This window comes from Kribbella sp. NBC_00889, from assembly GCF_045207705.1.
Taxonomy (GTDB): domain Bacteria; phylum Actinomycetota; class Actinomycetes; order Propionibacteriales; family Kribbellaceae; genus Kribbella.
Genome location: NZ_CP108783.1, coordinates 1,349,316 through 1,372,585 on the forward strand (window position 1 = coordinate 1,349,316; position 23,270 = coordinate 1,372,585).

The 23,270-nt window shown below is 69.0% G+C and carries 25 protein-coding genes; 16 read left to right on the forward strand and 9 right to left on the reverse strand.

Annotation, left to right across the window (positions count from 1 at the left end; all coding sequences use genetic code 11):
• Positions 1 to 36: 36 nt before the first annotated feature.
• Positions 37 to 357, reverse strand: a complete 321-nt coding sequence (locus OG817_RS06590) for a nuclear transport factor 2 family protein (protein WP_406052816.1) — start codon at positions 355 to 357, stop codon at positions 37 to 39.
• A 97-nt stretch (positions 358 to 454) separates the two neighbouring features.
• Between OG817_RS06590 and OG817_RS06595 the strand changes: the two genes are divergently transcribed.
• The 5 genes from OG817_RS06595 (at position 455) to OG817_RS06615 (ending at position 4,099) form a co-directional block, all read left to right on the forward strand.
• Entirely contained in the window at positions 455 to 967 is a 513-nt protein-coding gene (locus tag OG817_RS06595; RefSeq protein ID WP_406052818.1) for a hypothetical protein, read from the forward strand.
• A gap of 100 nt (positions 968 to 1,067) precedes the next feature.
• The gene (locus tag OG817_RS06600) at positions 1,068 to 1,559 is read left to right on the forward strand and encodes a sigma-70 family RNA polymerase sigma factor (protein ID WP_396394171.1); all 492 of its coding nucleotides are present in this window, start codon (positions 1,068 to 1,070) and stop codon (positions 1,557 to 1,559) included.
• Positions 1,556 to 2,254, forward strand: coding sequence for an anti-sigma factor family protein (locus OG817_RS06605; protein WP_396394053.1), 699 nt, complete (start codon positions 1,556 to 1,558; stop codon positions 2,252 to 2,254). Before OG817_RS06600 ends, OG817_RS06605 begins: the two co-directional genes overlap by 4 nt.
• A 36-nt stretch (positions 2,255 to 2,290) precedes the next feature.
• Positions 2,291 to 3,382 carry a threonine aldolase family protein gene (locus tag OG817_RS06610; protein ID WP_406052819.1) on the forward strand — a complete coding sequence of 364 codons (1,092 nt, stop codon included), beginning with the start codon at positions 2,291 to 2,293 and terminating at the stop codon, positions 3,380 to 3,382.
• Positions 3,383 to 3,529: 147 nt separating this feature from the next.
• Positions 3,530 to 4,099 (forward strand): dihydrofolate reductase family protein, encoded by a 570-nt coding sequence (locus OG817_RS06615; RefSeq protein ID WP_360452020.1) that lies wholly within the window; start codon positions 3,530 to 3,532, stop codon positions 4,097 to 4,099.
• On the opposite strand, the gene OG817_RS06620 is transcribed toward OG817_RS06615, so the two are convergent.
• Together OG817_RS06620 and OG817_RS06625 are read right to left on the reverse strand one after the other, a co-directional pair.
• Positions 4,083 to 4,988, reverse strand: a complete 906-nt coding sequence (locus tag OG817_RS06620; protein ID WP_406052821.1) for a M56 family metallopeptidase — start codon at positions 4,986 to 4,988, stop codon at positions 4,083 to 4,085. The two genes, OG817_RS06615 and OG817_RS06620, sit on opposite strands and share 17 nt — an antisense overlap.
• Positions 4,985 to 5,389 (reverse strand): BlaI/MecI/CopY family transcriptional regulator, encoded by a 405-nt coding sequence (locus tag OG817_RS06625; protein ID WP_406052822.1) that lies wholly within the window; start codon positions 5,387 to 5,389, stop codon positions 4,985 to 4,987. Before OG817_RS06625 ends, OG817_RS06620 begins: the two co-directional genes overlap by 4 nt.
• 82 nt (positions 5,390 to 5,471) lie before the next feature.
• Between OG817_RS06625 and OG817_RS06630 the strand changes: the two genes are divergently transcribed.
• The 8 genes from OG817_RS06630 to OG817_RS06665 all read left to right on the forward strand — a co-directional run bounded on the left by OG817_RS06630 (position 5,472) and on the right by OG817_RS06665 (position 15,730).
• Positions 5,472 to 6,887 carry a cytochrome ubiquinol oxidase subunit I gene (locus OG817_RS06630; RefSeq protein WP_406052823.1) on the forward strand — a complete coding sequence of 472 codons (1,416 nt, stop codon included), beginning with the start codon at positions 5,472 to 5,474 and terminating at the stop codon, positions 6,885 to 6,887.
• Positions 6,888 to 6,897: 10 nt separating this feature from the next.
• A complete protein-coding gene (gene cydB, locus OG817_RS06635; RefSeq protein WP_406052824.1) occupies positions 6,898 to 7,908 on the forward strand; it encodes a cytochrome d ubiquinol oxidase subunit II in 1,011 nt (336 codons plus the stop codon).
• A complete protein-coding gene (gene cydD, locus OG817_RS06640) occupies positions 7,905 to 9,650 on the forward strand; it encodes a thiol reductant ABC exporter subunit CydD (RefSeq protein WP_406052825.1) in 1,746 nt (581 codons plus the stop codon). Before cydB ends, cydD begins: the two co-directional genes overlap by 4 nt.
• A gap of 242 nt (positions 9,651 to 9,892) precedes the next feature.
• Positions 9,893 to 11,494, forward strand: a complete 1,602-nt coding sequence (gene cydC / locus OG817_RS06645) for a thiol reductant ABC exporter subunit CydC (protein ID WP_406057391.1) — start codon at positions 9,893 to 9,895, stop codon at positions 11,492 to 11,494.
• Between the two features lie 43 nt (positions 11,495 to 11,537).
• A complete protein-coding gene (gene ftsY, locus OG817_RS06650; protein ID WP_406052827.1) occupies positions 11,538 to 12,728 on the forward strand; it encodes a signal recognition particle-docking protein FtsY in 1,191 nt (396 codons plus the stop codon).
• 89 nt (positions 12,729 to 12,817) lie between these two features.
• The gene (locus OG817_RS06655; RefSeq protein WP_406052829.1) at positions 12,818 to 14,146 is read left to right on the forward strand and encodes an NAD(P)/FAD-dependent oxidoreductase; all 1,329 of its coding nucleotides are present in this window, start codon (positions 12,818 to 12,820) and stop codon (positions 14,144 to 14,146) included.
• Positions 14,143 to 14,547: a YciI family protein gene (locus OG817_RS06660; RefSeq protein WP_396394061.1), complete on the forward strand. Its 405-nt coding sequence runs from the start codon at positions 14,143 to 14,145 to the stop codon at positions 14,545 to 14,547. The genes OG817_RS06655 and OG817_RS06660 overlap by 4 nt, the downstream gene beginning before the upstream one ends.
• A complete protein-coding gene (locus tag OG817_RS06665; protein WP_406052830.1) occupies positions 14,528 to 15,730 on the forward strand; it encodes an RNA polymerase sigma factor in 1,203 nt (400 codons plus the stop codon). The genes OG817_RS06660 and OG817_RS06665 overlap by 20 nt, the downstream gene beginning before the upstream one ends.
• Here OG817_RS06665 and OG817_RS06670 read toward each other — a convergent pair.
• From OG817_RS06670 to OG817_RS06690, 5 genes are all read right to left on the reverse strand, one after another.
• Positions 15,723 to 16,367 carry a DivIVA domain-containing protein gene (locus tag OG817_RS06670; RefSeq protein WP_396394063.1) on the reverse strand — a complete coding sequence of 215 codons (645 nt, stop codon included), beginning with the start codon at positions 16,365 to 16,367 and terminating at the stop codon, positions 15,723 to 15,725. The genes OG817_RS06665 and OG817_RS06670 overlap by 8 nt on opposite strands.
• On the reverse strand, positions 16,364 to 17,500 hold the full coding sequence (locus OG817_RS06675) for a globin domain-containing protein (RefSeq protein WP_396394064.1): 1,137 nt from the start codon (positions 17,498 to 17,500) through the stop codon (positions 16,364 to 16,366). The genes OG817_RS06670 and OG817_RS06675 overlap by 4 nt, the downstream gene beginning before the upstream one ends.
• A gap of 5 nt (positions 17,501 to 17,505) precedes the next feature.
• The gene (locus OG817_RS06680) at positions 17,506 to 17,895 is read right to left on the reverse strand and encodes a group 1 truncated hemoglobin (RefSeq protein ID WP_406052832.1); all 390 of its coding nucleotides are present in this window, start codon (positions 17,893 to 17,895) and stop codon (positions 17,506 to 17,508) included.
• 189 nt (positions 17,896 to 18,084) lie between these two features.
• Positions 18,085 to 19,044, reverse strand: coding sequence for an asparaginase (locus tag OG817_RS06685; protein ID WP_406052833.1), 960 nt, complete (start codon positions 19,042 to 19,044; stop codon positions 18,085 to 18,087).
• A 55-nt stretch (positions 19,045 to 19,099) separates the two neighbouring features.
• Positions 19,100 to 19,675, reverse strand: coding sequence for a helix-turn-helix domain-containing protein (locus OG817_RS06690; protein ID WP_406052835.1), 576 nt, complete (start codon positions 19,673 to 19,675; stop codon positions 19,100 to 19,102).
• Between the two features lie 76 nt (positions 19,676 to 19,751).
• Here OG817_RS06690 and OG817_RS06695 point away from each other — a divergent pair, with 76 nt between their 5' ends.
• From OG817_RS06695 to OG817_RS06705, 3 genes are read left to right on the forward strand one after another with little or no spacing between them, the layout of a single operon-like run.
• On the forward strand, positions 19,752 to 20,696 hold the full coding sequence (locus OG817_RS06695; RefSeq protein ID WP_406052837.1) for an NAD(P)/FAD-dependent oxidoreductase: 945 nt from the start codon (positions 19,752 to 19,754) through the stop codon (positions 20,694 to 20,696).
• Between the two features lie 26 nt (positions 20,697 to 20,722).
• Positions 20,723 to 21,229, forward strand: a complete 507-nt coding sequence (locus tag OG817_RS06700; protein WP_396394069.1) for a sigma factor-like helix-turn-helix DNA-binding protein — start codon at positions 20,723 to 20,725, stop codon at positions 21,227 to 21,229.
• Positions 21,226 to 22,464, forward strand: a complete 1,239-nt coding sequence (locus OG817_RS06705) for a hypothetical protein (RefSeq protein ID WP_396394070.1) — start codon at positions 21,226 to 21,228, stop codon at positions 22,462 to 22,464. The genes OG817_RS06700 and OG817_RS06705 overlap by 4 nt, the downstream gene beginning before the upstream one ends.
• Here the strand turns inward: OG817_RS06705 and OG817_RS06710 are convergent.
• Entirely contained in the window at positions 22,393 to 23,064 is a 672-nt protein-coding gene (locus tag OG817_RS06710; RefSeq protein ID WP_406052838.1) for a TetR/AcrR family transcriptional regulator, read from the reverse strand. The two genes, OG817_RS06705 and OG817_RS06710, sit on opposite strands and share 72 nt — an antisense overlap.
• Positions 23,065 to 23,270: the final 206 nt, after the last annotated feature.

Below are 23,270 nucleotides of genomic sequence, written 5' to 3' on the forward strand. Positions count from 1 at the left end.
CGCTGCGGCGTGCTTGCCCCCGGCAACTAAGCGGGGTCAGGCGGTGATGGTCATAGATGCGAGCTGATCGCCCTGGACGTCGAAGGTGAAGTGGGACGGTCCGTTGAAGCCGTCGCCGCCGACCTGGGTGACGATCGTCAGCGGGTTGCCCGGGGTGGACACCGTGGTGCCGGTGAAGGTCGCCCGCTTGCCGATCAGCTCGTTGTCGCTCCAGGACCGGATCCGGTCGTGTCCGCGGAACTGGCGGCCCCAGTCGTCGACGAAGCCGTCGGCGGCGAAGGCCGCCACGAACGCGTCGTTGTCCTGCGCGTCGATCGCGGTGAGTGCACGCTGGATCGCGGCGGGGATCTGTTCCATGCCTGAAACCATGCCCGAAACGATATCTCTCCGGTTTGAACCGGTCACGGATTCCGGACGTATGGCAGGTGTTCAACGGTGACCCGAGGAGGACCTGATGAAGCGGATGGGAATCGTGATCGGTGTGTTCGCGCTCGGTCTCGCCGGCTTGACCGCCTGCGGTGACGACGGCGACTCCGCCAGCGGTGGGACATCCAGCAGCAGCTCGAGCGCACCGGCCGCCGCCGGCTCGAAACTCGCCACCGCCGACGTCGGCAGCTTCGGCAAGGTCATTGTCGACGGCAACGGGCGAACGGTGTACGTGTTCGACAAGGACGTGTCCGGCAAGTCGAACTGTGAGGGCGACTGCCTGGCCAAGTGGCCGGTCGTCGCCGCCGGTGACGGTACGCCGCAGCTCGACGGCATCGACGCCTCGCTGGTCAGCACAGTGACCCGGTCCGACGGCAGCAAGCAGCTGGCGGTCGGCGGGTTGCCGATCTACCTGTTCGCGAGTGACACCAAGGCGGGCGACGCCAAAGGCCAGGCGGTCGAAGGAGTCTGGTGGGTCGTCGGCGCGGACGGTAAGAAGGTCACGACTCAGCCGTCAAGTAATGGCAACTCAGGTTACTGAGTTCCGGCCGCGGTCGAGCCCAGCCATTGCGGTGGCCGGTGAATCCCCTATCGTACGGACGGTGGGTGACTACCCGGGGCCGGAGGCTGCCGAGACGCTGATCCGATCGCTGTACGCCGAACACGGCCGCAGCCTGCTGGCTTATGCGACCCGGCTGACCGGCGACCGTGCGGCCGCGGAGGACGTCGTACAGGAGACTCTGGTGCGGGCGTGGAAACACGCCGGCGACCTGACCTCGGGCAAGGGTTCCGTCCGCGGGTGGTTGCTGACGGTGGCACGCAACATCGTCACCGACCGGGCCAGGGCCCGAGCGGCGCGACCGGCCGAGGTCGCCGACGTGGAGATCCGGCCCCCGGTCGAGGGTGACCATTCCGAGTCCGTGGTGAACACCATGATCGTGATGGACGCACTCGACCAGGTGTCGCCGGAACATCGCGAGGTGCTGGTGCAGTTGTACTACCGGGGCCGGTCGGTCGCCGAGGCCGCCAAGGAACTCGGTGTCCCGCCCGGTACCGTGAAATCGAGATCGTATTACGCCCTCCGAGCTCTGCGCGCGGTGATGGCCGGAACAGAAGCGGAGGTGGCCCGATGACTGAGCACGATCGCTCGCAGCTGGGTGCCTACGCCCTCGGCGCGCTCGAGCCCGACGAGGTCCGCGAGGTCGACGAGCACCTGGCCACCTGTGCCGAGTGCCGCACCGAGGTGGCCGAGTTGGAGGAGATGAAGTACTTCCTGGGCGAGGTGCCGCCGGAGGCGTTCCTGGACGGTCCGCCCGAAGGTGGCGAGCTCTTGCTGCAGCGCACGCTGCGGGAGGTGCGGCAGACGGCCGCCGAGCCGGCGCCGGTGCAGGCCCCGCCCGCCAGGAAGCGGTCCCGCACATGGTTGCTGGCAGCCGCGGCAGTGCTGGTGGTGGCCGGTGCACTCGGTGGCGGCGTGGCCATCGGACGGCAGGCCGCCGAGCCGGCCGAGGTTCCTGTCGCCGGGTCCAAGCACGTCAACTCCGCGGACGTCGCGACTGGCACGACGATGGCCACGACGGTGGAGCCACGGGCCGGCTGGAGCTGGGTCACGGTGCAGATCAACGGCCTGAAGGCCGGTGCCGAGTGCCAGATGGTCGTGACCGACAAGTCGGGCAAGACCTGGATCGCGGGCAGTTGGGTGGTGTCGGCGAAGGCCGCTCAGGAGGGCAGCAAGTTCGGCGGCGGTGTGCTGGTGCCGCTGAATCAGGTGCGGTCGGTCGAGATCAGGACGCTCGAGGGCGAGCACGTGGTCACTGCCAAGATCTGAGCCCAAACCGATTGCGGGGCACGAGAGGATAGGGGCGTGGCTACTACCTCTGACGACCTCAGGGCCCGCTGGAAGACCGCGGCCGAGAACTGTGAACGCTGGCTGTCACACCCACGGGTCCCTGTGCCGGACAGATTGCGGCAGCTCACCGAGGTCGCGTGCGAGGACTCGGCCGACGTCTACGGCAACGATGGAGACGTCGCCGCGCTCGAGCAGGAGGTAGCCGACCTCCTCGGGAAGCCGGCGGCGGTCTTCATGCCGACCGGGATCATGGCCCAGCAGAGCGTCCTGCGCGTGTACGCCGACCGCGCCGGGACCGATCGGGTCGCGGTGCACGGGCTGTCCCACCTGCTAGTGCACGAGCTGAACGCACTGGAAGAGGTGCACCGGCTCCGGATCGAGCGGATGACGTCGGAGCCGCGGCAGCCCCGGCCGGACGAGCTGGCCGCGATCCCGGGGAAGCTGGCCGCGGTCACGGTGGAGCTGCCGCTGCGCGATGGCGGGTTCGTCCTGCCGACGTGGGACGAGCTGGTCGTGTTCGCCGAGTCCTGTCGGGAGCGCGGCGTACCGCTGCATCTGGATGGCGCTCGCTTGTGGGAGAGCACGCCGTACCTGGGCCACAGCCTGGCGGAGATCGCGGCGCTGGCCTCGACGGTGTACGTGTCGTTCTACAAGGTGCTTGGTGGCTTGAGCGGCGCGGCGCTGGCCGGGCCGGAGGACGTGATCGCCGAGGTACGGCGCTGGCAGCGTCGGCTGGGCGGCAACCTCTACACGCTGTTCCCATACGCCGTGTCCGCGCGGGAGGGACTGCGGACCGTCCTGCCGCTCATGGGAGACCTGTACCAGCGGGCGGTCGAGCTCTCGATGGCCTTGCAGGGCGAGGGTTTCCGGGTGTTCCCGGAGCCGCCGCACACCAACTCGTTCCGGGTCTACGCGCCGCAGGCGGCCGACACGATCGAGACCGCTGCGGTCAAGCGGATGGAGACGACGCGCGAGGCGATCTGCGGCCGATGGCAGCCCGCCGACGTACCGGGATGGTCGTGGATCGAGTTGGTGGTTGGTCCGGACACGCTGGAGTGGCAGGTCGACGAAGTCGCCAAGGCGTTCGGGGAACTTTTGCGGCACTGAGGTCGTCAGTGTGATTGTTGGGTTGGGGATACGGGGAGAGAAGTGCTGACATTCGTCGTCACCATGGTCGTTCTGCTGGTTCTGTCGGGGCTCGTGCTGCTGGCCGTGGCCCGGGGTGAGGGGAAGCATTTCGGGTAGCCTCGCTGGATGAGGCGACTGATCTTTCAGGAGTACGTCACCCTCGACGGGTACGCCGCCGGACCGGACGGTGGGCTGGAGTTCTTCGACACGATCGCCGGGCAGTCCGACACCGACAATCTCGCCTTGCTCGAGAACGTCGACACGATGGTGCTCGGCGCCGAGACGTACCGGTTGTTCGCCGCGTTCTGGCCGACGGCCGCCTCTGCCGGTGAGGTGATCGCGGAGAAGCTCAACGCGTTGCGCCTGGTGGTCGTCTCGACGACGCTCGAGAGCGCACCGTGGGGGCAGTACGAGCCCGGCATCGTGGTCCGCGACCTCGACGCGGTGCGGGCGATCAAGGCCGAGCAGGACGGCAAGGACCTGATCCTGTGGGGCAGCATCACGCTGTTCCACTCGCTGCTGCACGCCGGTCTGGTCGACGAGGTGCAGTTACGCATCTGCCCGATCCTGCTGGGCGCGGGCAAGAGCGCGTTCCCGGTCGGGGGCCAGCCGGTCGACCTCGACCTGATCGAGGCCAGGCCGTGGGCCAAGGGCGGCGTACTGGTCCGCTACCAGCCGGCTAACTCACCGCGCTGACGATCGCTTTGACGAGTGGGGCGGCGACGGTGATCGTCGGGAGGATCAGGAGGGCGGCCGCCACGGCGTAGGTGCCGGCGGCGAGCCAGGCGTTGCTCGGCTCGGGGTCGGCGAGGCGCTGGACCCGCAGTACGGTCGCCGACTTGGCAGCGGCCAGTCCTGCTTCGGGAGCTGGTGCGCCGGTGAGCGCTACCAGGGCTCGGGCGAGTGGGCGTGGGCCGTTGCGGCGGCGGGCGTCGTCGTCCGCCAGCAGTTCGACCAGCGTGCGTGCCTGCTCCAGTGCTACGTCGCTGCGGACCCAGCGCGGGAATGCCATGTGCAGTGCTGTGAACGCCTCGAGGACAAGATCGTGCCGGGCGCGCAGGTGCGCTTGCTCGTGGGCGAGCACGGCGCGCAGCTCGTTGCCGTCGAGCCTGTCCAGAGCTCCGACCGACACGACTACGCGGGCGCCGCGGAGAGCTGGGAGGCAGTAGGCCAGCGGTGTTTCCTCGGCGAGCACACGCAGTCCCGGGATCAAGCCGTCCGGTGTGGCCAGTACGTCGACCAGGTCGCGGTGCCGCTTGCGGCGGGCCCTGGTGCCTACTGCGACTCGACTGGCTGCCCAGAGAAGTCTCACCAGAACCAGTGCGGTCATGGCGAGGATGACTGCCGCCAGCAGGTCTCGGGCGGACGACGGGTCGAAGCGTGGCCGTCCGGGTTCGCCCGCTGTGGAGTAGGAGAGCGCGATGCCGGCACCTAGCGCGGCCAGTACGGCGGCGAGCGATATCGCCTGCCAGAGTGCGACGGCAGCGCGGGGGATCCGGTAGGGCCAGCTGGAACGTGCCAGCAGCGCCGGTGCCGGCCCCGTCAGCACCAGGGCGAGTGCGGCGAGCAGGACGGGGGTGATCACCCCGCTCGCTCCTCGCTCTCCGCGTGGCCGTCAAGTCGGCCGAGGGCTTCGCGGAGCAGTGCGGCTTCCTCGTCGCTGACCTGTCCGACGAAGCGGACCAAAGCCTCGCGGCGATCACCGGCACGGTCGAGGGCATCCCGCATCAGGTCCGCCGCGAGCTCCTCGCGTGGCGAGGCGGCCCGGTAGCGCCAGGCCTTGCCGTCGCGCTCCCGCTCGGTCAGCTTCTTCTTGGCCAGCCGGTCCAGCACGGTCATCACGGTCGTGTAGGCGAGCTCACGGGTGTCCGCCAGCTGCTCGTGCACCTCGCGAACCGTCAGCGCCGCCGGCGCAGCCCACAGCCGCTCCATGACCAGCCGCTCCAGGTCGCCCAGGGGGCGCGGTGCCTTCTCCTCACTCGCCACGTGACCAGTATAACTACGCGTTGTAGTAGATCCGCGCTAGCATCTACTACGTAACGTCGTAGATGGCTGGGGAGGCCGGCGCGTGGACACCCTGGATCTGGCTCGATGGCAGTTCGCCATCACCACCGTGTACCACTTCTTCTTCGTCCCGGTGACGATCTCGCTGGTCGCGATCACCGCCGGGCTGCAGACCGCGTGGTACCGGACCGGCAAAGAGAAGTACCTGCGCCTGACCAAGTTCTACGGGAAGCTGTTCCTGATCAACATCGCGATGGGCGTGGTCACCGGACTGGTGCAGGAATTCCAGTTCGGGATGAACTGGAGCGACTACTCGCGGTTCGTCGGCGACGTGTTCGGCGCACCGCTGGCGTTGGAGGGGCTGCTCGCGTTCTTCCTGGAGTCGACGTTCATCGGGCTGTGGATCTTCGGCTGGGAGCGGTTGCCCCGGCTGGTCCACCTCGGGTGCATCTGGATGGTGGTGCTGGGGACGCAGTTGTCGGCGTACTTCATCCTGGCGGCCAACTCGTGGATGCAGAACCCGGTCGGCTTCCGCTACAACGCTTCCCGTGGTCGCGCGGAGCTGACCGATATCTGGGCGGTGCTGACGAACAAGGTCGTCCTGGTCACCTACCCGCACACGATCTTCGCCGCGTTCATGGTCGGCGGTGCGTTCGTCGCCGGGGTGGCGCTCTGGCACCTGATCCGGCGGCCGTCGGTGGACCGCGAGGTGTTCCGTACGGCGCTCAAAATCGGGGCCGTGATCGTGATCGCGGCCGGTGCCGGGGTCGCGATCAGCGGTGACCAGCAGGGCAAGGTGATGACCGAGGTACAGCCGATGAAGATGGCCGCGGCCGAGGCGCTGTACGAGACGGAGAAGCCGGCGTCGTTCTCGGTCTTCACCGTGGGGACGCTGGACGGGTCGCGGGAGATCTTCTCCGTCAAGCTGCCGCATCTGCTGTCGTTCCTGGCCACCGGGAACTTCAACGGCGAGGTGAAGGGGATCAACTCGCTGCAGGCCGCGTACGAGCAGTTGTACGGGCCGGGGTCGTACAAGCCGAACATCCCGCTGACCTACTGGACCTTCCGGTTGATGATCGGAGTCGGGATGGCGTCCGCAGTGCTGGCGGTGTGGTTGCTGTGGACGACCCGGCGGGGCCGGGCGCCTGCCCGGTGGCTGATCTGGCTCGCGGCTCCGCTGCCGTTGCTTCCTCTGCTGGCGAACACCTACGGCTGGATCTTCACCGAGACCGGGCGGCAGCCCTGGCTGGTGTTCGGATTGTTGCCGACGGCATCGGGTGTGTCGCCGGGCACTACCAGCGGCGAGGTGATCACGTCGCTGGCCGGCTTCACCGTCCTGTACGGCGTACTCGCTGTGGTCGAGGTCAAGCTGATGGTGCGCACCATCCGCGGTGGGCTGGCCGGGACGGACGGGCCGGCGCCCGATTCGCCGGACGACGCACCGGACGACGCCGCCAAACCGTTGTCGTTCGCCTACTGAGGGGCTGGCCATGGAACTCACCACCGTTTGGTTCCTCGCCATCGCGGGGTTGTGGATCGGGTACTTCGTCCTGGAGGGATTCGACTTCGGCGTCGGCACGCTGCTGCGGGTGCTCGGGCGGAACGAGCCGGAGCGACGGGCGGTGATCACCACGATCGGGCCGGTCTGGGACGGCAACGAGGTGTGGCTGATCGTGGCCGGCGGCGCGACGTTCGCTGCCTTTCCGGAGTGGTACGCGACGTTGTTCAGTGGGTTCTACCTACCGCTGTTCGCGATCCTGGTGTCGCTGATCGTGCGCGGGGTGGCGTTGGAGTACCGCGGTAAGCGCGACGACCTGGTCTGGCGCGGCCGGATGGACACGATGATCACGATCGGGTCGGTGCTGCCTGCGCTGCTGTGGGGTCTCACGTTCGCCAACCTGGTGCGTGGGGTGCCGCTTGATGCTTCGTTCGAGTACGTCGGCAATCTCGGTGACCTGTTGAGTCCGTTCGCTCTGCTCGGCGCGGTTGCGTTCACCGCGGTGTTCGTTGCCCATGGCGCGATCTTCCTTGCCTTGCGGACGACGGATGATCTGCGGGCGCGGGCCAATCGGTTGGCCTCGCGTGCCGGGGTGGTGGCGGCGGTGCTGGTGATCGCCTTTCTCGCGTGGGCTCAGGCGATCCGCGGTGACACCGGCTCGGTGATCGTCGCGGCGTTGGCGGTGGTCGCGTTCGCCGGTGGTCTGGTTGCGAACCGGGTCCGGCGTGAGGGCTGGGCATTCCTCGGTACGGCGCTCGCCGTCGGGCTGGCCGTGGCGTCGTTGTTCGCCGCGATGTTCCCGGCCGTGATGCCGTCAACACTTGATCCGCAATCAACATTGACAACAGTTGATGCCGCGTCAACGCCGTACACGTTGAAGATCTTGACGATCATTGCCGGGATCTTCCTGCCGTTGGTGCTGCTGTACCAGGGGTGGACGTACTGGGTGTTCCGCAAGCGCATCACTGTCGAGCCGGTCGCTGTCTCGGGCTCCGCGTCATGAAGCCCGTCGACCCGCGGCTGCTGCGCAGAGCGCGGGGTGCGCGGGTCTTTCTCGCGGCGTCGGTGCTGATCGGGATCGCCAGCGGATTGCTGATCGTGATCCAGGCTGTGTTGCTGGCGCGCGGCATCGCGGGCATGGTGCCGACCGCCGACGGAGGCACCGGGGTGCTCCGGGGAGACGCGGGCGGCGGCGGGGCCAGTGGCGGCGTGCTGGGCGGGGGGCTGGGCGGCGGGTTGCTCGGCGGCTCGCTCGGCGATGGCTTGCGGGGCGGCGGGGTGGCGGCTGTGGCTCTCGGGCTGGGGGTTGTTGTGGTAGGGCGCGGGCTCTTGGTGTGGATGCAGGAGGTGGTGGCACAGCGGGCGGCGGCTGCGGTGAAGTCGACGCTGCGTCGGCAGGTGCTGGAGCGCTCACTGAAGCTCGGGCCGGTGTGGCTGAGTGGTGAACGCAGCAGCGCACTGACGACCCTGCTGACCAAGGGGCTGGACGACCTGGATCCGTACTTCGCTCGGTACCTGCCCCAGCTCGTACTAGCCGCGACCGTCCCGGCCGGCGTGATCGGATGGATGGCGACGGGTGACCTGATCGCGGCGGGGACCGTGCTGATCACGCTCCCGCTGATCCCGATCTTCATGGCCCTGATCGGCTGGGCGACCCAAGCCCACAGCCGGCGCCGCCAGCACGCACTGTCCGTCCTCGCGCACCACTTCGCCGATGTCGTCTCCGGTCTGCCCACCCTGAAGCTGTTCGGCCGCGCCAAGGCCCAGGAGTCCGCCGTACGACGGGTGACCGACAAGCATCGGGTGGCGTCGATGAGCAGTCTGCGGTTGGCGTTCCTGTCATCGTTCGCGCTGGAACTGCTGGCGAGCATCTCGGTGGCGCTGGTCGCCGTCGGTGTCGGTCTGCGGCTGGTCGACGGCAAGCTAGGGCTCGAGACAGCGTTGATGGTGTTGATCCTGGCGCCTGAGGCGTACCTGCCGTTGCGTCAGGTCGGCATGCAGTTCCACGCCAGTGCGGACGGGGTCGCCGCGAGCGAAGAGGTGTTCCGGATCCTGGAGACGCCATTGCCTGAGCGCGGCGATCGGACCGACGTACCGGACCTGCGGGTGAGCCCGCTGCAGCTGTACGACGTGACGGTGCGGTACCCGGGGCGCGACGACGCGGCGCTCGACGGGTTCGACCTGGACGTGCGTCCGGGGGAGGTGGTTGCGCTGACCGGGCCGAGCGGGATCGGGAAGTCGACTGTGCTGGCTGCGTTGCTCGGGTTTGTGGAGCTGGAGCGGGGTGTGGTCGTTGCCGGCGGGAGTGCGGCGGACGAGTTCGAGCCGACGGTGTGGAGGCGGCAGTTCGCCTGGGTGCCACAGCGGCCAGGGCTGCGGATGGGAACGGTCGCGGACAACGTGCGGCTGGGCCGGCCGGATGCCTCCGACGACGAGGTCCGGCTGGCGCTGATCGCGGCCGGCGCCGGTGAACTGGAGCTCGACAAGGCAGTCGGTGAGCAAGGACAGCTGCTGTCCGGTGGGCAGCAACGCCGAGTGGCACTGGCCCGAGCGCTGATCACCGACGCCCCGGTGCTCCTCCTGGACGAGCCGACAGCAGGCCTGGACCCCGACGCGGAGGCGACAGTCATCGCCGGCCTCCGTGCCAGCGGCCGCACAGTCCTGATGGTCGCTCACAGGCCCGCCCTGATTGCTGCCGCAGACCGAACAGTCACCGTCGGCGCGAGAGAGCTGGTGAACGCATGACCGCCACGAGCAGTCCTCGGCGACGTCTGACGGAGCGGGGCGGAGCGCACCTCACCGAAGCGAGCCAGCCAGCCCTCGGGATCCCGATGGAAGCGGGAACCGCGGGAGACACGGGGTCGGGGGGAGAGACGACGCCGCGGGGAGGGACGACGGGGTCGGCGATAGGGACGGGGCCGCGGGGAGAGACGGGGGCGTGGGGAGAGACGGAGTTGGGGCGGGGGTGGTTTCCGGTTGGGCTGGTGGTGCCTGAGCGGGGCGTGCGGTGGCGGTTGGGGGTGGCGCTCGCGGCTGGGGTGGCGGCTGCGGGGTCTGCGGTGGGGTTGCTGGCTACTTCGGCTTGGTTGATTACCACTGCTGCGGCTCAGCCGCCGGTGTTGATCTTGATGGTGGCGATCGTGGCGGTGCGGGCGTTCGGGGTGGGACGCGGGGTGTTCCGGTACGTCGAGCGGTTGGTCGGGCATGACGCGGCGTACCGGGTGCTGGGGGAGACTCGGGCGCGGATCACTGGGCGGTTGGAGAAGCTGGCGCCGGGTGGGCTGAGCTCGCAGCGGAAGGGTGACCTGCTGGCGAGGCTGGTGCTGGACGTGGACGCGGTGCTGGACCTGTGGCTGCGCGTGCTGCTGCCGGTAGCGGTCGCAGCGGTGACAGCCACCGCCACGGTGGTCCTCATAGCTCTGCTGCTGCCGGCTGCGGGTGTAGCCGTCGCGTTGGCGGTCCTGATCGCGTGCACCGTCGTACCGTGGCTGACCGCGAAGACCGCTGGACGGGCCGAGCGGAAGCTCTCAGGTGCACGCGGCGAGGTAGCAGCCGCCGCCACCGAGACGCTGCTCACGGCAGGCGACATCGTCGCGTTCAACGCGATCGACAACGTGCTGGACTCCTTCAGTGCGAGCGACTCCCGCCTCGCCGCAGCCGAGCGCCGCTCAGCCTGGAGCGCCGGACTCGGGGCAGCGCTCCTCGTGCTGTGCGTCGGCGGTGCGAGCGTGGCCGGTCTGGTGCTCGGCAGTACGGCGAACATCACCGCCGCAGTGTTCGCCGTACTAGTCCTGACCCCACTCGCGCTCGCCGACGTCCTCGGTGGGATCCCGGCCGCCGCACAACTAGCGATCCGCGTCCGGGCATCGCTGGACCGGGTCCAAGAGCTCCTGGACACCCAAGAGCCAGTCACCGAACCCGAGACCCCGCTACCCCTGCCGCACGGACGCGACCTCCAGGTGAAGCTCCTCCGAGTCGGGTACGCCGACCACGCCGACATACTGAACGGGTTGAGCCTGGACATGCCGGCCGGCAGCCGAGTGGTGATCACCGGCCCGAGCGGCTCGGGAAAGAGCACCCTCGCAGCGGTCCTGCTGCGGTTCCTGGAGCCGCGCGCCGGCGAGGTGCTGCTGGACGGTGTCGATCTGGCCAAGCTCGAGGGCGACCAGGTCCGGTCCGTGGTCGGCCTGCTGACCCAAGAGAGCCACGTGTTCGACACGAGCATCCGGGAGAACCTCCTGCTCGCCAAGCCTGGCGTCAGTGACCTGGAGCTCTGGAAGGCGCTCTACCGCGCTCGCCTCGGGGTCTTCGTCGAGACGCTGCCGGACGGACTCGACACGATGGTGGGCGAGCACGGCGCCCGGCTGTCGGGTGGGGAGAGGCAGCGGCTCGCGTTCGCCCGGCTGCTGCTGGCCGACCGCGACGTACTCGTGCTGGACGAGCCGACCGAGCACCTGGACGAGGAGACTGGACGGGCGCTGCTGGAGGACCTGTTCGCCGCGGCCGGGCACCGGACCGTGGTGTTGCTCACGCACCGGCCCGAGCTGGTACCGCCTCACATACCGCGACAGCTGGTGCGCCTGACGTGATGGATGCGGAGGGCGGGCCGGGTGTCTGTCAAGATGGGGAACCGTGTTGACTCCACAGCTTGTCACTCTGCTCTCGGACCAGGCCCTGATTGCGATCATCGTCGTGGTCGCGGCTGTCCTGGTCGCCGGTACCGCCGGACTCGTCGTGTCCCGGCGGCGGTCGTCCCAGCTGCCGCAGGCCACTCAGCCGGCGCCGCTCGACACCGCTGAGCCGACGGTCGGTGAGGACGCCGAGGAGCCGAGGGACACGCCGACCCGGACGCTGGAGGACACCGAGCTGCCGGCGGAGGCCCCGGCCGCGACGATCGAGAAGCCGGAGTCCGCGCAGGGACGGCTGGTCCGGCTGCGCGCGCGGCTGGCGCGGTCGCAGGGGTCGCTGGGCAAGGGCCTGCTCGCACTGCTGTCGCGGGACAAGCTGGACGAGGAGGCTTGGGAGGACATCGAGACCACGCTGATCACTGCGGACGTCGGTGTCGCGCCGACACAGGAGCTGGTCGAGAAGCTGCGGACCCGGATGCGAGTGGAGGGCGTCGGTGGCGCGCAGGCCCGCGACATCCTGCGCGAGGAGCTGATCGCGCTGGTCGACCCGTCGCTGGACCGGACGCTGAAGGTGAGCCGCAAGGAGACGCAGCCGGCGGTCGTGATGGTCGTCGGCGTGAACGGCACCGGCAAGACCACCACGGTCGGCAAGCTGGCGCGGGTCCTGGTCGCCGAGGACAAGCACGTCGTGCTCGGCGCCGCCGACACGTTCCGGGCCGCGGCCGCGGACCAACTGCAGACCTGGGGTGACCGGGTCGGGGTCCGGACCGTGCGCGGCCCCGAGGGCGGCGACCCGGCCAGCGTCGCGTTCGACTCGGTCAAGCAGGGCATCGAGGAGGAGGCGGACGCCGTCCTGGTCGACACGGCCGGACGGCTGCACACCAAGACCGGCCTGATGGACGAGCTGGGCAAGGTGAAGCGGGTGATCGAGAAGACCGCCGAGGTCGACGAGGTGCTGCTCGTCATCGACGCCACCACCGGCCAGAACGGCCTCACCCAGGCCCGCGTCTTCGCCGAGGTCATCGACGTCACCGGACTGGTCCTGACCAAGCTCGACGGGACGGCGAAGGGCGGCATCGTGATCGCGGTCCAGCGTGAGCTCGGCGTACCGGTCAAACTGGTCGGCCTGGGCGAGGGCGCCGACGACATGGCGCCGTTCGACGCCGAGCAGTTCGTGGACGCCCTGCTGGACTGACACGCCCTGCGGGACGGACACGCCGCTGGGCGGACGCGCCGCTGGACCGAGGCTGTCTGCCGGGCGGGTGGATCTGGTACTCAGGTGCCATGACGCTGCCAAGAGTCGTGATCATCGGTGCCGGGTTCGCCGGGTTCCACGCGGCCAGGACGCTGTGCCGGCTGGCCAAGGGCCGGGCCGACATCGTCATGGTCAATCCGACCGACTACTTCCTGTACGCCCCGCTGCTGCCCGAGGTCGCGACCGGCATCCTCGAGCCCCGGCGGCTGACAGTGTCCATCGCGGACGCGCTGCCCGACGTCCGCCTGGTGCTCGGAGAAGCCGAGGGACTCGACCTGGACCGGCGGACGGTGCAGTACGCCGATCCGCTCGACCGGCGCGACGAGATCGAGTACGACCGGCTCATCATCGCCGCCGGCAGTGTGAACAAGCTGCTGCCCATCCCCGGCGTGACGGAGTACGCGCACGGCTTCCGTGGCATCCCCGAAGCGGTCTTCCTGCGTGACCACCTGACGCAGCAGATCGAGCTCGCCAACGCCACCGACGATGCGGCCGCGCGGGACGCACTCTGCACGTTCGTTGTCGTCGGAGCGGGCTACACGGGCACAGAGGTGGCAGCGCACGGCGTCCTGTACACCGAACTGCTCAAGAAACGCAGACCGCGCCTGCGCCACCAGCGGATGCGCTGGATGCTGCTGGACATCGCCGACCGCGTCCTGCCCGAGCTGGACGAGCGGCTGTCGCGTACGGCGGACAGAGTGCTACGCGAGCGTGGTGTCGAGGTCATGATGGGTACGTCGGTCGAAGAGGCCATGCACGACGGTGTCCGACTCACCGACCAGTCCGACGTACCGACCCACTCACTGATCTGGTGTGTCGGCGTCCGTCCGGACCCTGTGGTCGAGGCACTCGGTCTGAAGACGCAGAAGGGGCGTCTGCTGGTCGACGAGTACCTGAACGTGCCCGACCACCCCGAGGTGTTCGCCTGCGGTGACGCGGCCGCCGTACCGGACCTGACGCGGCCTGGCGAGGTCACACCGATGACTGCGCAACATGCCGAGAGGCAAGGCCGGCGAGCTGCCAAGAACGTAGCCGCCAGCTTTGGCACCGGTGAGCGGAAGCCGTACATCCACAAGGACCTCGGCTTCGTGGTGGACCTGGGCGGCAAGCAGGCGGCGGCCAACCCGCTGCAGATCCCGCTGGCCGGTCTCCCCGCGAAGGCGGTGACCCGTGGCTACCATCTGATGTCCATGCCGGGGAACCGCGTCCGTACGGCGACCGAATGGCTGTTCGATGCGACACTGCACCGGCAGACCACGCAGCTCGGTGTCATCCCCGCGGCCGACGTACCGCTGGAGACTGCGAGTCCGGAGCGGGTCCGCCCACATCGAAGTGGGCCGAAGGAGGAGACGAGATGACCAAGTTCCTGCTGCTGATGCACTACGACGGCGGCAACGTCGACACCCCGATGCTGGAGTGGGACGAGCCCGACATGAAGGCGCACCTGCAGTACCTGACCGACCACCTGGAGCGGCTGCGGGAGAGCGGTGAGCTGGTGGAGGCGCAGGCCCTGACCTGGCCCCAGCACGCCAAGGTCGTCCGGGCTGCCAGCGTGAGTGCGCCGGTGCTGACGGACGGTCCGTACGCCGAGTCCAAGGAGGTGCTGGCCGGTTACACGATGGTCGACGTGGAGTCGGAGGAACGCGCACTGGAGATCGCGGCCGAGCAGTCCGCCGCACCCGGCCCGGGCGGTGTCCCGGTCGAGCAGCCGATCGAGGTCCGCCGTCTGATGGAGTCGGATGCCGACCTCTACGAATGACCACCACCTCGAGAACCTGCTGCGTGAGCTGACGCCGCAGGTCGTCGGTGCGGTCGTGCGGTGGTCCGGCGACTTCGCGGCGGCGGAGGACGCCGTCCAAGAGGCGCTGCTGGCCGCTGCCACGACCTGGCCGCGCGACGGTACGCCGGACAACCCGAAGGCGTGGCTGATCCAGGCGGCGTCGCGGCGGCTGATCGACGAGGTCCGGCAGGAGCAGGCCCGGCGACGCCGGGAGGAGCGTGCCGCGCTGCGCGACGTACCGCCGGAGGACGTCGAGGAGCAGGACGACACACTGCGGCTGCTGTTCCTGTGCTGCCACCCGAAGCTGACGCCGGCGTCGGCCATCGCGCTGACGCTGCGGGCGGTCGGCGGCCTCACCACCGCCGAGATCGCGCACGCCTACTTGGTGCCTGAGGCAACGATGGCACAGCGGATCAGCCGGGCGAAGCAGCGGCTCAAGGGCGTCGCCTTCGAGTTGGACACCGGTGAGGAGCGACTCCGCAATGTGCTGCACGTGCTGTACCTGATGTTCAACGAGGGCTACACCAGCACCAGCGGTCCGGAGTTGCAGCGCAGCGATCTGTCGGCGGAAGCGATCCGTCTGACGCGGAGCGTGCACGCGCTACTGCCGGAGAACGGTCAGGTCACCGGACTGCTCGCGCTGATGCTCCTCAGCGACGCTCGCCGCCCCGCCCGCACCGGCGGTGCCGGAGAGCTCATCCCGCTCGCGGACCAGGACCGCACGCTCTGGAACAAGGACCACATCACCGAAGGCGTCGCACTGGCCGTGCAGGCCTTCGACACGCCGCCACTCGGGGAGTACCAGCTACAAGCCGCGATCGCAGCACTGCACGACGAAGTGGACCGGGCGGAGGACACCGACTGGCCGCAGATCCTCGCGCTGTACGGACTGCTGGAGGACCTGTCCGGCAATCCGATGGTGAAGCTCAACCGGGCCATCGCCGCCGCGATGGTGGATGGCCCTGACGCAGGTCTGAAGCTCCTCGAGCCACTCGACGAGGAACTACCTGGCCACTACCGGCTGGACGCCGTACGCGGGCATCTGTACGAGATGAAGGGTGACCACGAGACCGCCGCGCACCATTTCCGCGCGGCGGCCCTCGGTACGACCAGCCTTCCCGAACGCGACTACCTGACGACCAAGGCGGCCGCGCTCAGATAGGCCGACGGTGGCCGGCCACCGTCGGAGTTTCCTGAACACTGCCTCCGTCCGGACCGGCGGACAGGTCGTTCCACCACAACACCTCGCCGGCCGGGGGAGTCGCGTCAGCCGGCACCTGCGGTAGGTGGCCCAGCCGCTCGACCTGCTCGGCCAACGCGTCCAGGACAGACCGGAGTTGCACATGTGCGACCCGGGTGAACGTCCGCACGTACTCCAGGTCGGCGACCGGAGCATCGCTCGCCGGGAAGTGCTTCACAGCGGATTCCACCGAGTCGCGAGCCTGCGCCAGTGCGTCCCGCTGCTGGGTGCGAGCCGTCTCCACCAGGTCCTTCGCGTACTGTTCCGCCTCGGCCACCAGGTTGTCCGCGATCTGCTGCGCCTGGCTCAGCAGCCCGACCGCGTGGGCGGTGATGTGGGCGCGCTGGTCCGAGTCCGGCGTACTGCTGCGGAGCCGCTCGACCTCTGCCCGCAGCTCCGCCCGGTCCGCGTCGGCGTACTCGATCTGGTCCGCCAGGTCGCTCAGGTACGCCGTGACTTCGTTCTGGTCCAGGCCCCTGCGGCGGGTGCCGAAGGTCTTGTGCCGGATCGTGTACGGCGATTGAGCCGGTCGGCCGGCGAACGGATCTTGGCGCGTCACTGCTGACTCCCTGCCGAGGTCGTGATCCCCAAGGATTCGGTGTGGATGGCGGTGGTCGGCACACCGGCTTCGGTGAGATCGGCGACCGTGTGCCGGACCATGGCGGGCGATCCGCACACCAGGGCGGTGCGGTCCGTCCACGGCCCCTGGGCAGCGGCGACCGCGCCGACCTGCCCACGCTCCCCGGGGTACGACGAATCGTCGGAAACCACCGGGGTGTAGCTGAACCAGGGCCGCCGGGTGAGGCTGATCAGCTGCTTGTGCTCGTACAGGTTCCACGGCATCCGGGCTCCGTGGAACAGATGCACGCGCGGGACCTGGCTCGACTGGGCCCGCCGGTCGAGCTGCTCGAGCATCGCCCGGAACGGCGCCAGTCCGGTGCCGCCGGCGATCATCACGAGGTCCCGGCCGTCTTCCGGGAGCTTGAGGGTGTCGCCGACCGGAGCGCCGATGCGGACCGGGTCACCGCGCTTGAGCGACCGGACGGCAGGCCCGCTCACCTGGCCGCCGGGGACCAGGCCGATGTGCAGCTCGAACGACCCGTCGCTGCGCGGTGCGTTGGCAGGGCTGTAGTAGCGCCACCGCCGCGGCCGGTAGGGGATCTCGACCGCCACGGACTGGCCAGGCCGGTACTCCAGCGGTCGCTCCGGGTGGATCTGCACGATCGTCACGTCCATCGTGCGCCGGTCCACGCCGAGAACCTCACCGGACCACCAGGCAGGGTACTCCTCGGCGGACTCCTCGGCGGACTGGACCATCACTGTCGCGACCAGGCCGTACGCCTCGGCCCAGTCGGCGGCCAGCTCGGACGTCCAGGCAGCACCCAGGAAGTGCTGCAGCGTCGCGAGCAGGGACGCGCCGACCGCGGAGTAGTGCTCGGCCACGACCGAGAAGCGCCGGTGATCGCGGCCGAGTTGTTGCAGGAACGGCACCACCTCGTCGATTTGAGCGGCGTTGCTGACCACGGCGCCGAGAGCGCCGACGAGCTTGTCGCGTTGGGCGGCCATCGAGACCGGGAACATCTCCCGGACCTCGGGATGGGAAAGGAACAGATGGGAGTAGAAGAACAGCGGCACCTCGTCACCGGACTTGGCGACCAGTGCCCAGCTGTTCTTCAGCGCAGCCGGGTCCATCCGCGTCAGTGCGCCCCGACGATGTCGTCCTGGGTGGCACCCAGCGCTGTCACCACCCGGCCGATGATGTCGGCGGGCACGTCGTGCGCCTCCAGCGCGGCGACCAGGTGCACCACCACCTTACCGAAGTCCTCACCGGTGATGCCGCGGCCCTTGTGCGCCTCGGCCAGCGCGAGACCGTCGTACGACACCGGGCCGCCCATGACCTGCGAGACCAGTTGCACCTGGTGCCGTTTCAGCTTGGCCAGGTCGCTGTCGGCGAAGTAGCCCGCCAGCTGCGGATCCGCAAGCACGTTGCGGTAGAAGACATCCACCACCGACGCGATCGCCGGACCACCGCCGACCGCTTGGTAATCGCTGTCCCCCGCTGTGCTGCCCTGTGTCTGCTCGACCACGGCGCAACCATCTCCCAACCCTCGAAATCGGTCCCCGAGCGGTGACGATCCGAGCACTGTCCGGCTGAGAGGTCAAGTTCAGGAGACGGATTTGCCACGATTTGTCCGATCTTTGCCGCGATTGGTTAGCAGCGCCGATTCGTGGGTAGGAGCTCTACCCGAATTCCGGAACGTTGCCCAAGGCAATAATCAAACGTATTGTCCGAACGCCGCCGCGATGTCGTCATCTGTTGCCAAGAGCAACCGAAGCAGGACCCGGGCCTTGTACGGGTCCAGGAAGCCGCCGTCGATCAGGCCACGCTGTAGCAGATCCCACTCCGACCCGACCGACCGGTAGGTGTTCCGGACGATCGAACCGGCGCCCGTCCGCGACGTCAGGACGACTGGTATCGTCGCGGCCAACCCTCCAAGCACAGGAGCAAGCGCGGCCGGCACATGTCCGACGCCGAAGCCGGCCACCACCAGACCCTGGTGAGTGTCCGCCAGCCCCTGCAACAGCAGGCCGTCGTCGTCCATCGTGACGGTGTAGAGCGCCACCCGCGTCGCGTCGAGCTCTGCCGGCTCCGCACTGCCCTGTACGCCGTCGAGGCGCAGGGGGCGGGTGAGGACCCGGACGCGGTCCTCGACCACGTGTCCGATCGGGCCGGTGTTGGGTGACACGAAGGTCGCCGTACTCGTGCTGTGCGTCTTGCGGACCCAGCGGGCCGCGTGGATCTCTTCCTTGAACACGACCAGTGCGCCGAGGTCGCGGGCCGCGGGGGAGCAGGCGACGCGGAGAGCAGCCAGGAGGTTCGCCGGGCCGTCAGGGCCGGCCAGAGTGGGATTGCGCATCGCACCGGTGAGGACGAACGGCTGCGGATGTGGCCAGACCTGGTCGACCAGGAAGGCGGTCTCCTCCAGTGTGTCTGTGCCTTGCGTGACCACGACCCCAGTGGCGCCGGCGGACACGGCCTTCGAGGCGGCGTCGACGACCTCGAGCATCTTCGCGGCGGTCAGGTTGGCGCTGGGCACTGCCTCGATGTCCTGGATCTCGACCGGCCGGCCGAGCTCCTGCAACCCGGGCACCGCGGCGGCCAGGTCCTCGCCGGTCAGTCGGTGTTTGCCGGCCATCCCGATGGTGCCGCCCAGGGTGAACAACGCGATGCTCACTACCAGTTCCTCCTCAGTCACACGGATCGCCCGACAGACCGCCGCAGCCTACTGGCTACTTGGTGCGCGCCCGGACGTGCAGGCGTTCCCCCTGTGGCCCGTACAGGCACAGGACCTCCGTCGGACCCGGACCGGGGTTGCCGAACCAATGCGGCACCCGGGTGTCGAACTCCGCCACCTCACCCTCTTTCAGGATGAAGTCCTGGTCGCCGAGCTTGAGCCGGACCCGTCCGGAGAGCACATAGATCCAGTCGTAGCCCTCGTGCGTCTTCTGTTGTGCGTCGTTGCCGGGGTAGCCCTCCGGCAGGATCTGCTTGAACGCCTGCAGCCCGCCCGGTCGCCTGCTCAGCGGGATGTGCACCGTGCCGTGGCGTTTGATCGGCTTCGCGTAGATCCTCGGGTCGCCGGTGGGCGGCGCGTCCACCAGTTCGTCCAGCTGGACCTGATGTGCCCGTGCCAGCGGCAGCAGGAGCTCGAGGGTCGGCCGGCGCTGCCCGGACTCCAGCCGGGAGAGCGTGCTCACCGAGATCCCCGTCTCCTCGGACAGCTGGGACAGCGTCGTACCGCGCTCCGATCGCAGGCTGCGCAGCCGGGATCCGACCGCTTCGAGTACGTCGTCGTAGGACTCCATGTTGCCATTCTGGCAAACAAAGTTGTCGAAAACGAGAATCGTCACGCAGGCTCGAGGCAACCGAGAGGAGCCGGAGATGAAGAAGTACGACGTGATTGTGATCGGCGGAGGCGCCGCCGGGCTGAGTGGAGCGCTGGCGCTGGTCCGATCGCGCCGGTCGGTCCTGGTGATCGACGACGGTACGCCGCGCAACGCGCCGGCGGAGCATGTGCACAACTACCTGACCCGGGACGGTGTCTCACCGGCCGAGCTGTACGCCATCGGCCGCGACGAGGTCATCGGGTACGGCGGTGAGGTCGTCACCGGCACCGTGACCACGGCCCGCCGGGACGGCGATTTCACGGTCGAGCTTGCGGACGGTACGACGTACCAGGGCCGGCGGCTGCTGGTGACGACCGGGCTGACTGACGTGCTGCCCGACGTACCGGGGCTGGCTGAGCGGTGGGGCAAAGACGTGCTGCACTGCCCGTACTGCCACGGCTGGGAGGTGCGCGACCAGGCGATCGGCGTACTGGCGACCAGTGTGATGGCGCTGCACCAGGTGCAGCTGTTCCGGCAGCTGAGTGACGACGTGACGCTGTTCCTGCACACCGCGCCGGAGCCGACCGATGACCAGTGGGAGGAGCTCGCGGCCCGCGGCATCTCGGTAGTGGAAGGGAAGGTCGAGCAGCTCGAGGTGGAGGACGGCAAGCTCACCGGTGTCCGGCTGGAGGGCGGCAAGGTCATCCCACGGCAGGCGCTGGCAGTGCAGACCACCATGCGGGCGCGTGCGGGCTTCCTGACCGACCTGGGGCTGGAGACGACCGAACTGGAGGCCAACGGGACCGTCCTGGGCACCGCCGTCCAGGTCGACGCGATGGGAGCCACCCAGGTGCCCGGAGTCTTCGCGGCCGGCAACGTGACCGACCCGAAGGCGCAGGTCATGCCCGCCGCGGCCGCCGGGTTGATGGCTGCCGGTGGTATCAACTTCGACCTGATCGGCGAAGAGATGCGGCTGGCAGTGGCCGCCCGCAGTAGTTGAGGAGTTGAATAGAGGCGGGAGGGTGGATGCACGAAACGGTCGACCCGGATTTCGCCTCGTATGTCGATGCGCGGCAGGGCAGATGGCTCCGGACGGCGTACCTGGTGTACGGCGATCCTGAGCGTGCCGAGGATGCGCTGATGCACGCCTTCACCCGGCTGGCGCTGCGCTGGACCAGGGTCGACGATCCGGACGCCTTCGTTCAGCGGCTGCTCTACCAGCCTGCTCTGAACCGGTGGAGCCGGGTGACGGCGTTCCCGGACGAGGACGACCCGGTGAAGCTCGCGCTGGCCGAGCTGACGCCCGCACAGCGCACTGTGTTCGTGCTGCTCCACCTGGAGGAGCTCACCGAGTTCGAGGTGGCCGACATGCTCAACATGTCCCACCAGACCGTGCACGGGCACGGCATGTCGGCCTTCAGCCGGTTCCGTACTGCGCTAGGCGGGGGCGACTGGCGTGACGGCCCCAGCGAGAGCGCCCCTGACAGCGCCAACGACAGGGCGCGCGACATCGGTGGGGGCGACCAGCGATGAGGCGCGAGGACGTCCAGCCGATGCTCGCCAAGGCGTCGGACCGGCTGCCGGAACCGGATCTGGCCGACGCGGCCTGGGCCGCCGGAGTGGAGACCCGGCGCCGCCGGCGGCGCAGCATCCTCATCGGTCTGATCTCCGCTGTGCTGATTGCCGTCATCGCTGCGATCGGAGTGGGCCTCAGCGGTGACGACAACTCCCAGTTCACCCCACCGATCACACCGCCCAGCGACCCGGCCGTCCGCGCCCCGGACGGACAGATCAACGGGATCGACTTCTGGGTCGCTCCGCCGTCCGGAAGCGAACGGTTCCTCGACCGGCTCGAGACGCCGCTCGGCGACCTCCTGCAACTACCGGACAACGTCGAGCCGCTGGCGGACCGGCCGCTGGACCGCATTGCCGCCGTGGTGCTCGAGGACCGTGGCGATCGCTACGTACCACTCCTGCTGGGATCCGACTCCTCCTGGGCGCGAGCCGACGTGGAGTTGCTCCCGATCCGCACCGGTACGCCGCTGAGCTCCGGGGCGGTGTCGCCTGACGGACGGATCGCCGCCTTCCCGCAGCCGGGCGAGCTGGTCACCGTCAACGTCGCGACGGCAGAGGTGTTCCGCATCAAGATGCCGGCCCAGGACATCCGCAGCGTCTCTTGGCTACCGGATGCCCAGCGTGTTCTCGTCAGCGGTCCGGGGATCGCGTATCGGGTGCTGGTGGGGGAGAGCGGCACCGGCGAGGAGCCGCTGGTGGCGATCGCGGGCGCCGCGGATCCGTCGGCGGTCACAGCGCCGTTCCGGCTGGACAAGGGTGCTGTGCTCCGGTACATGGTCGGTGGCCAGTGGATCGTCGACAGCGCTCTGCAGTTGCCGGTGCGCGCATGGGTCGGGCAGACCTTCTCGACGGACAGGGCCGCCGCCCGGCTCTTCATCGCGGACGATCTGACCCCAGTGACCACCGAAGCCTCACAACCGCAGGTGGTGGCGGCCATCTCGACCCTGCGGGCAGAGCCCAGCCGCCTGCTGGTGCTGGGTGACCCCACGGTGATGTCCTCGGCCCAGCCAATGGACGAGCCGTACGCGCGTGAGCCTGGCTGCTGTGCCGTACTGGGCTGGTACGACCACGACACCCCGCTGTTCGAGGTCCGAGGCTGGGTGCTCGCCTGGGACCTGAACTCAGGCCGGGTCCGCCGGGTCACCGAACTGGCCGTGGCCGGCCTGGCCGTTGGACCCGGGATTCGCCCCTGAACCGGTGTCCATGATGCAGCGCAGTGTGTACTCCACCAGCCGGTCGGCGTCCTCCGGCGGCGGCATCGGCTCTCCGGTCAGCGCGCGGACGACGAACACGCCGGCCAGCCACTGCACCATCAGCACCGGGTCCACCGTGCTCCGGATCGGCTCCCCGCGCTTGCGGGCCCGTTCCAGCGCGTTCCGGGTCAGCCCGATCCGGTGGTCCAGGAATTCACGGTAGATCCGTGCGGACCGCTCGTCGCGGTTCGCCTCCGTGACTGCCAGGCGGATCAGTGCCAGGCCGTTCTCGCTGTTCACGAACGCCAGTGCGTCGGCGTAGACCTGGCGCAGGTCACCGGCGATCGATCCGGTGTCCGCGTCCGGTATCTGGATGTCGAAGAGCTCCGCCATCGCGTCGTTGGCCAGCGATTCCTTGCTGGCCCAGCGACGGTAGATGGTGGCTTTGCCGACGCCCGCCGCCTCGGCGACGTCGTCGACCGTCATTCCGTCGAATCCGCGCTCCAGCAGCAGCTGCACGGCGTACCTGCGGATCCTCGGCTCTGCGTCCGGGTCTCGCGGCCTGCCGCGGCGCGGCCTCACCCCGTGGTTGATCCCCATCTCGTATCCCCAGGTCGGACGGGCGCAGTGGCGCGGCTGCGTACCCGTGTGGTCCAGGCCAGAGTGCCACACCTTGGCCGATGTCACCTCGATGTCACCTGATCGCCCTCTTTGTCACATGCCTGAAACAAACCGACCGATTGGCTGAAACGGCGTCCCGACACCGTGTCCGGTGTGGCTGTTGCGCGTGGGCTCCCCGGCGTTGT

Bases quoted from the DNA above. Each gene is read 5' to 3' on its own strand.
- OG817_RS06590 (WP_406052816.1), bottom strand. From the start codon at position 357: ATGGAACAGATCCCCGCCGCGATCCAGCGTGCACTCACCGCGATCGAC.
- OG817_RS06595 (WP_406052818.1), top strand. From the start codon at position 455: ATGAAGCGGATGGGAATCGTGATCGGTGTGTTCGCGCTCGGTCTCGCC.
- OG817_RS06605 (WP_396394053.1), top strand. From the start codon at position 1,556: ATGACTGAGCACGATCGCTCGCAGCTGGGTGCCTACGCCCTCGGCGCG.
- OG817_RS06615 (WP_360452020.1), top strand. From the start codon at position 3,530: ATGAGGCGACTGATCTTTCAGGAGTACGTCACCCTCGACGGGTACGCC.
- cydB (WP_406052824.1), top strand. From the start codon at position 6,898: ATGGAACTCACCACCGTTTGGTTCCTCGCCATCGCGGGGTTGTGGATC.
- cydD (WP_406052825.1), top strand. From the start codon at position 7,905: ATGAAGCCCGTCGACCCGCGGCTGCTGCGCAGAGCGCGGGGTGCGCGG.
- OG817_RS06655 (WP_406052829.1), top strand. From the start codon at position 12,818: ATGACGCTGCCAAGAGTCGTGATCATCGGTGCCGGGTTCGCCGGGTTC.
- OG817_RS06660 (WP_396394061.1), top strand. From the start codon at position 14,143: ATGACCAAGTTCCTGCTGCTGATGCACTACGACGGCGGCAACGTCGAC.
- OG817_RS06665 (WP_406052830.1), top strand. From the start codon at position 14,528: ATGCCGACCTCTACGAATGACCACCACCTCGAGAACCTGCTGCGTGAG.
- OG817_RS06675 (WP_396394064.1), bottom strand. From the start codon at position 17,500: ATGGACCCGGCTGCGCTGAAGAACAGCTGGGCACTGGTCGCCAAGTCC.
- OG817_RS06690 (WP_406052835.1), bottom strand. From the start codon at position 19,675: ATGGAGTCCTACGACGACGTACTCGAAGCGGTCGGATCCCGGCTGCGC.
- OG817_RS06695 (WP_406052837.1), top strand. From the start codon at position 19,752: ATGAAGAAGTACGACGTGATTGTGATCGGCGGAGGCGCCGCCGGGCTG.
- OG817_RS06700 (WP_396394069.1), top strand. From the start codon at position 20,723: ATGCACGAAACGGTCGACCCGGATTTCGCCTCGTATGTCGATGCGCGG.
- OG817_RS06705 (WP_396394070.1), top strand. From the start codon at position 21,226: ATGAGGCGCGAGGACGTCCAGCCGATGCTCGCCAAGGCGTCGGACCGG.
- OG817_RS06710 (WP_406052838.1), bottom strand. From the start codon at position 23,064: ATGGGGATCAACCACGGGGTGAGGCCGCGCCGCGGCAGGCCGCGAGAC.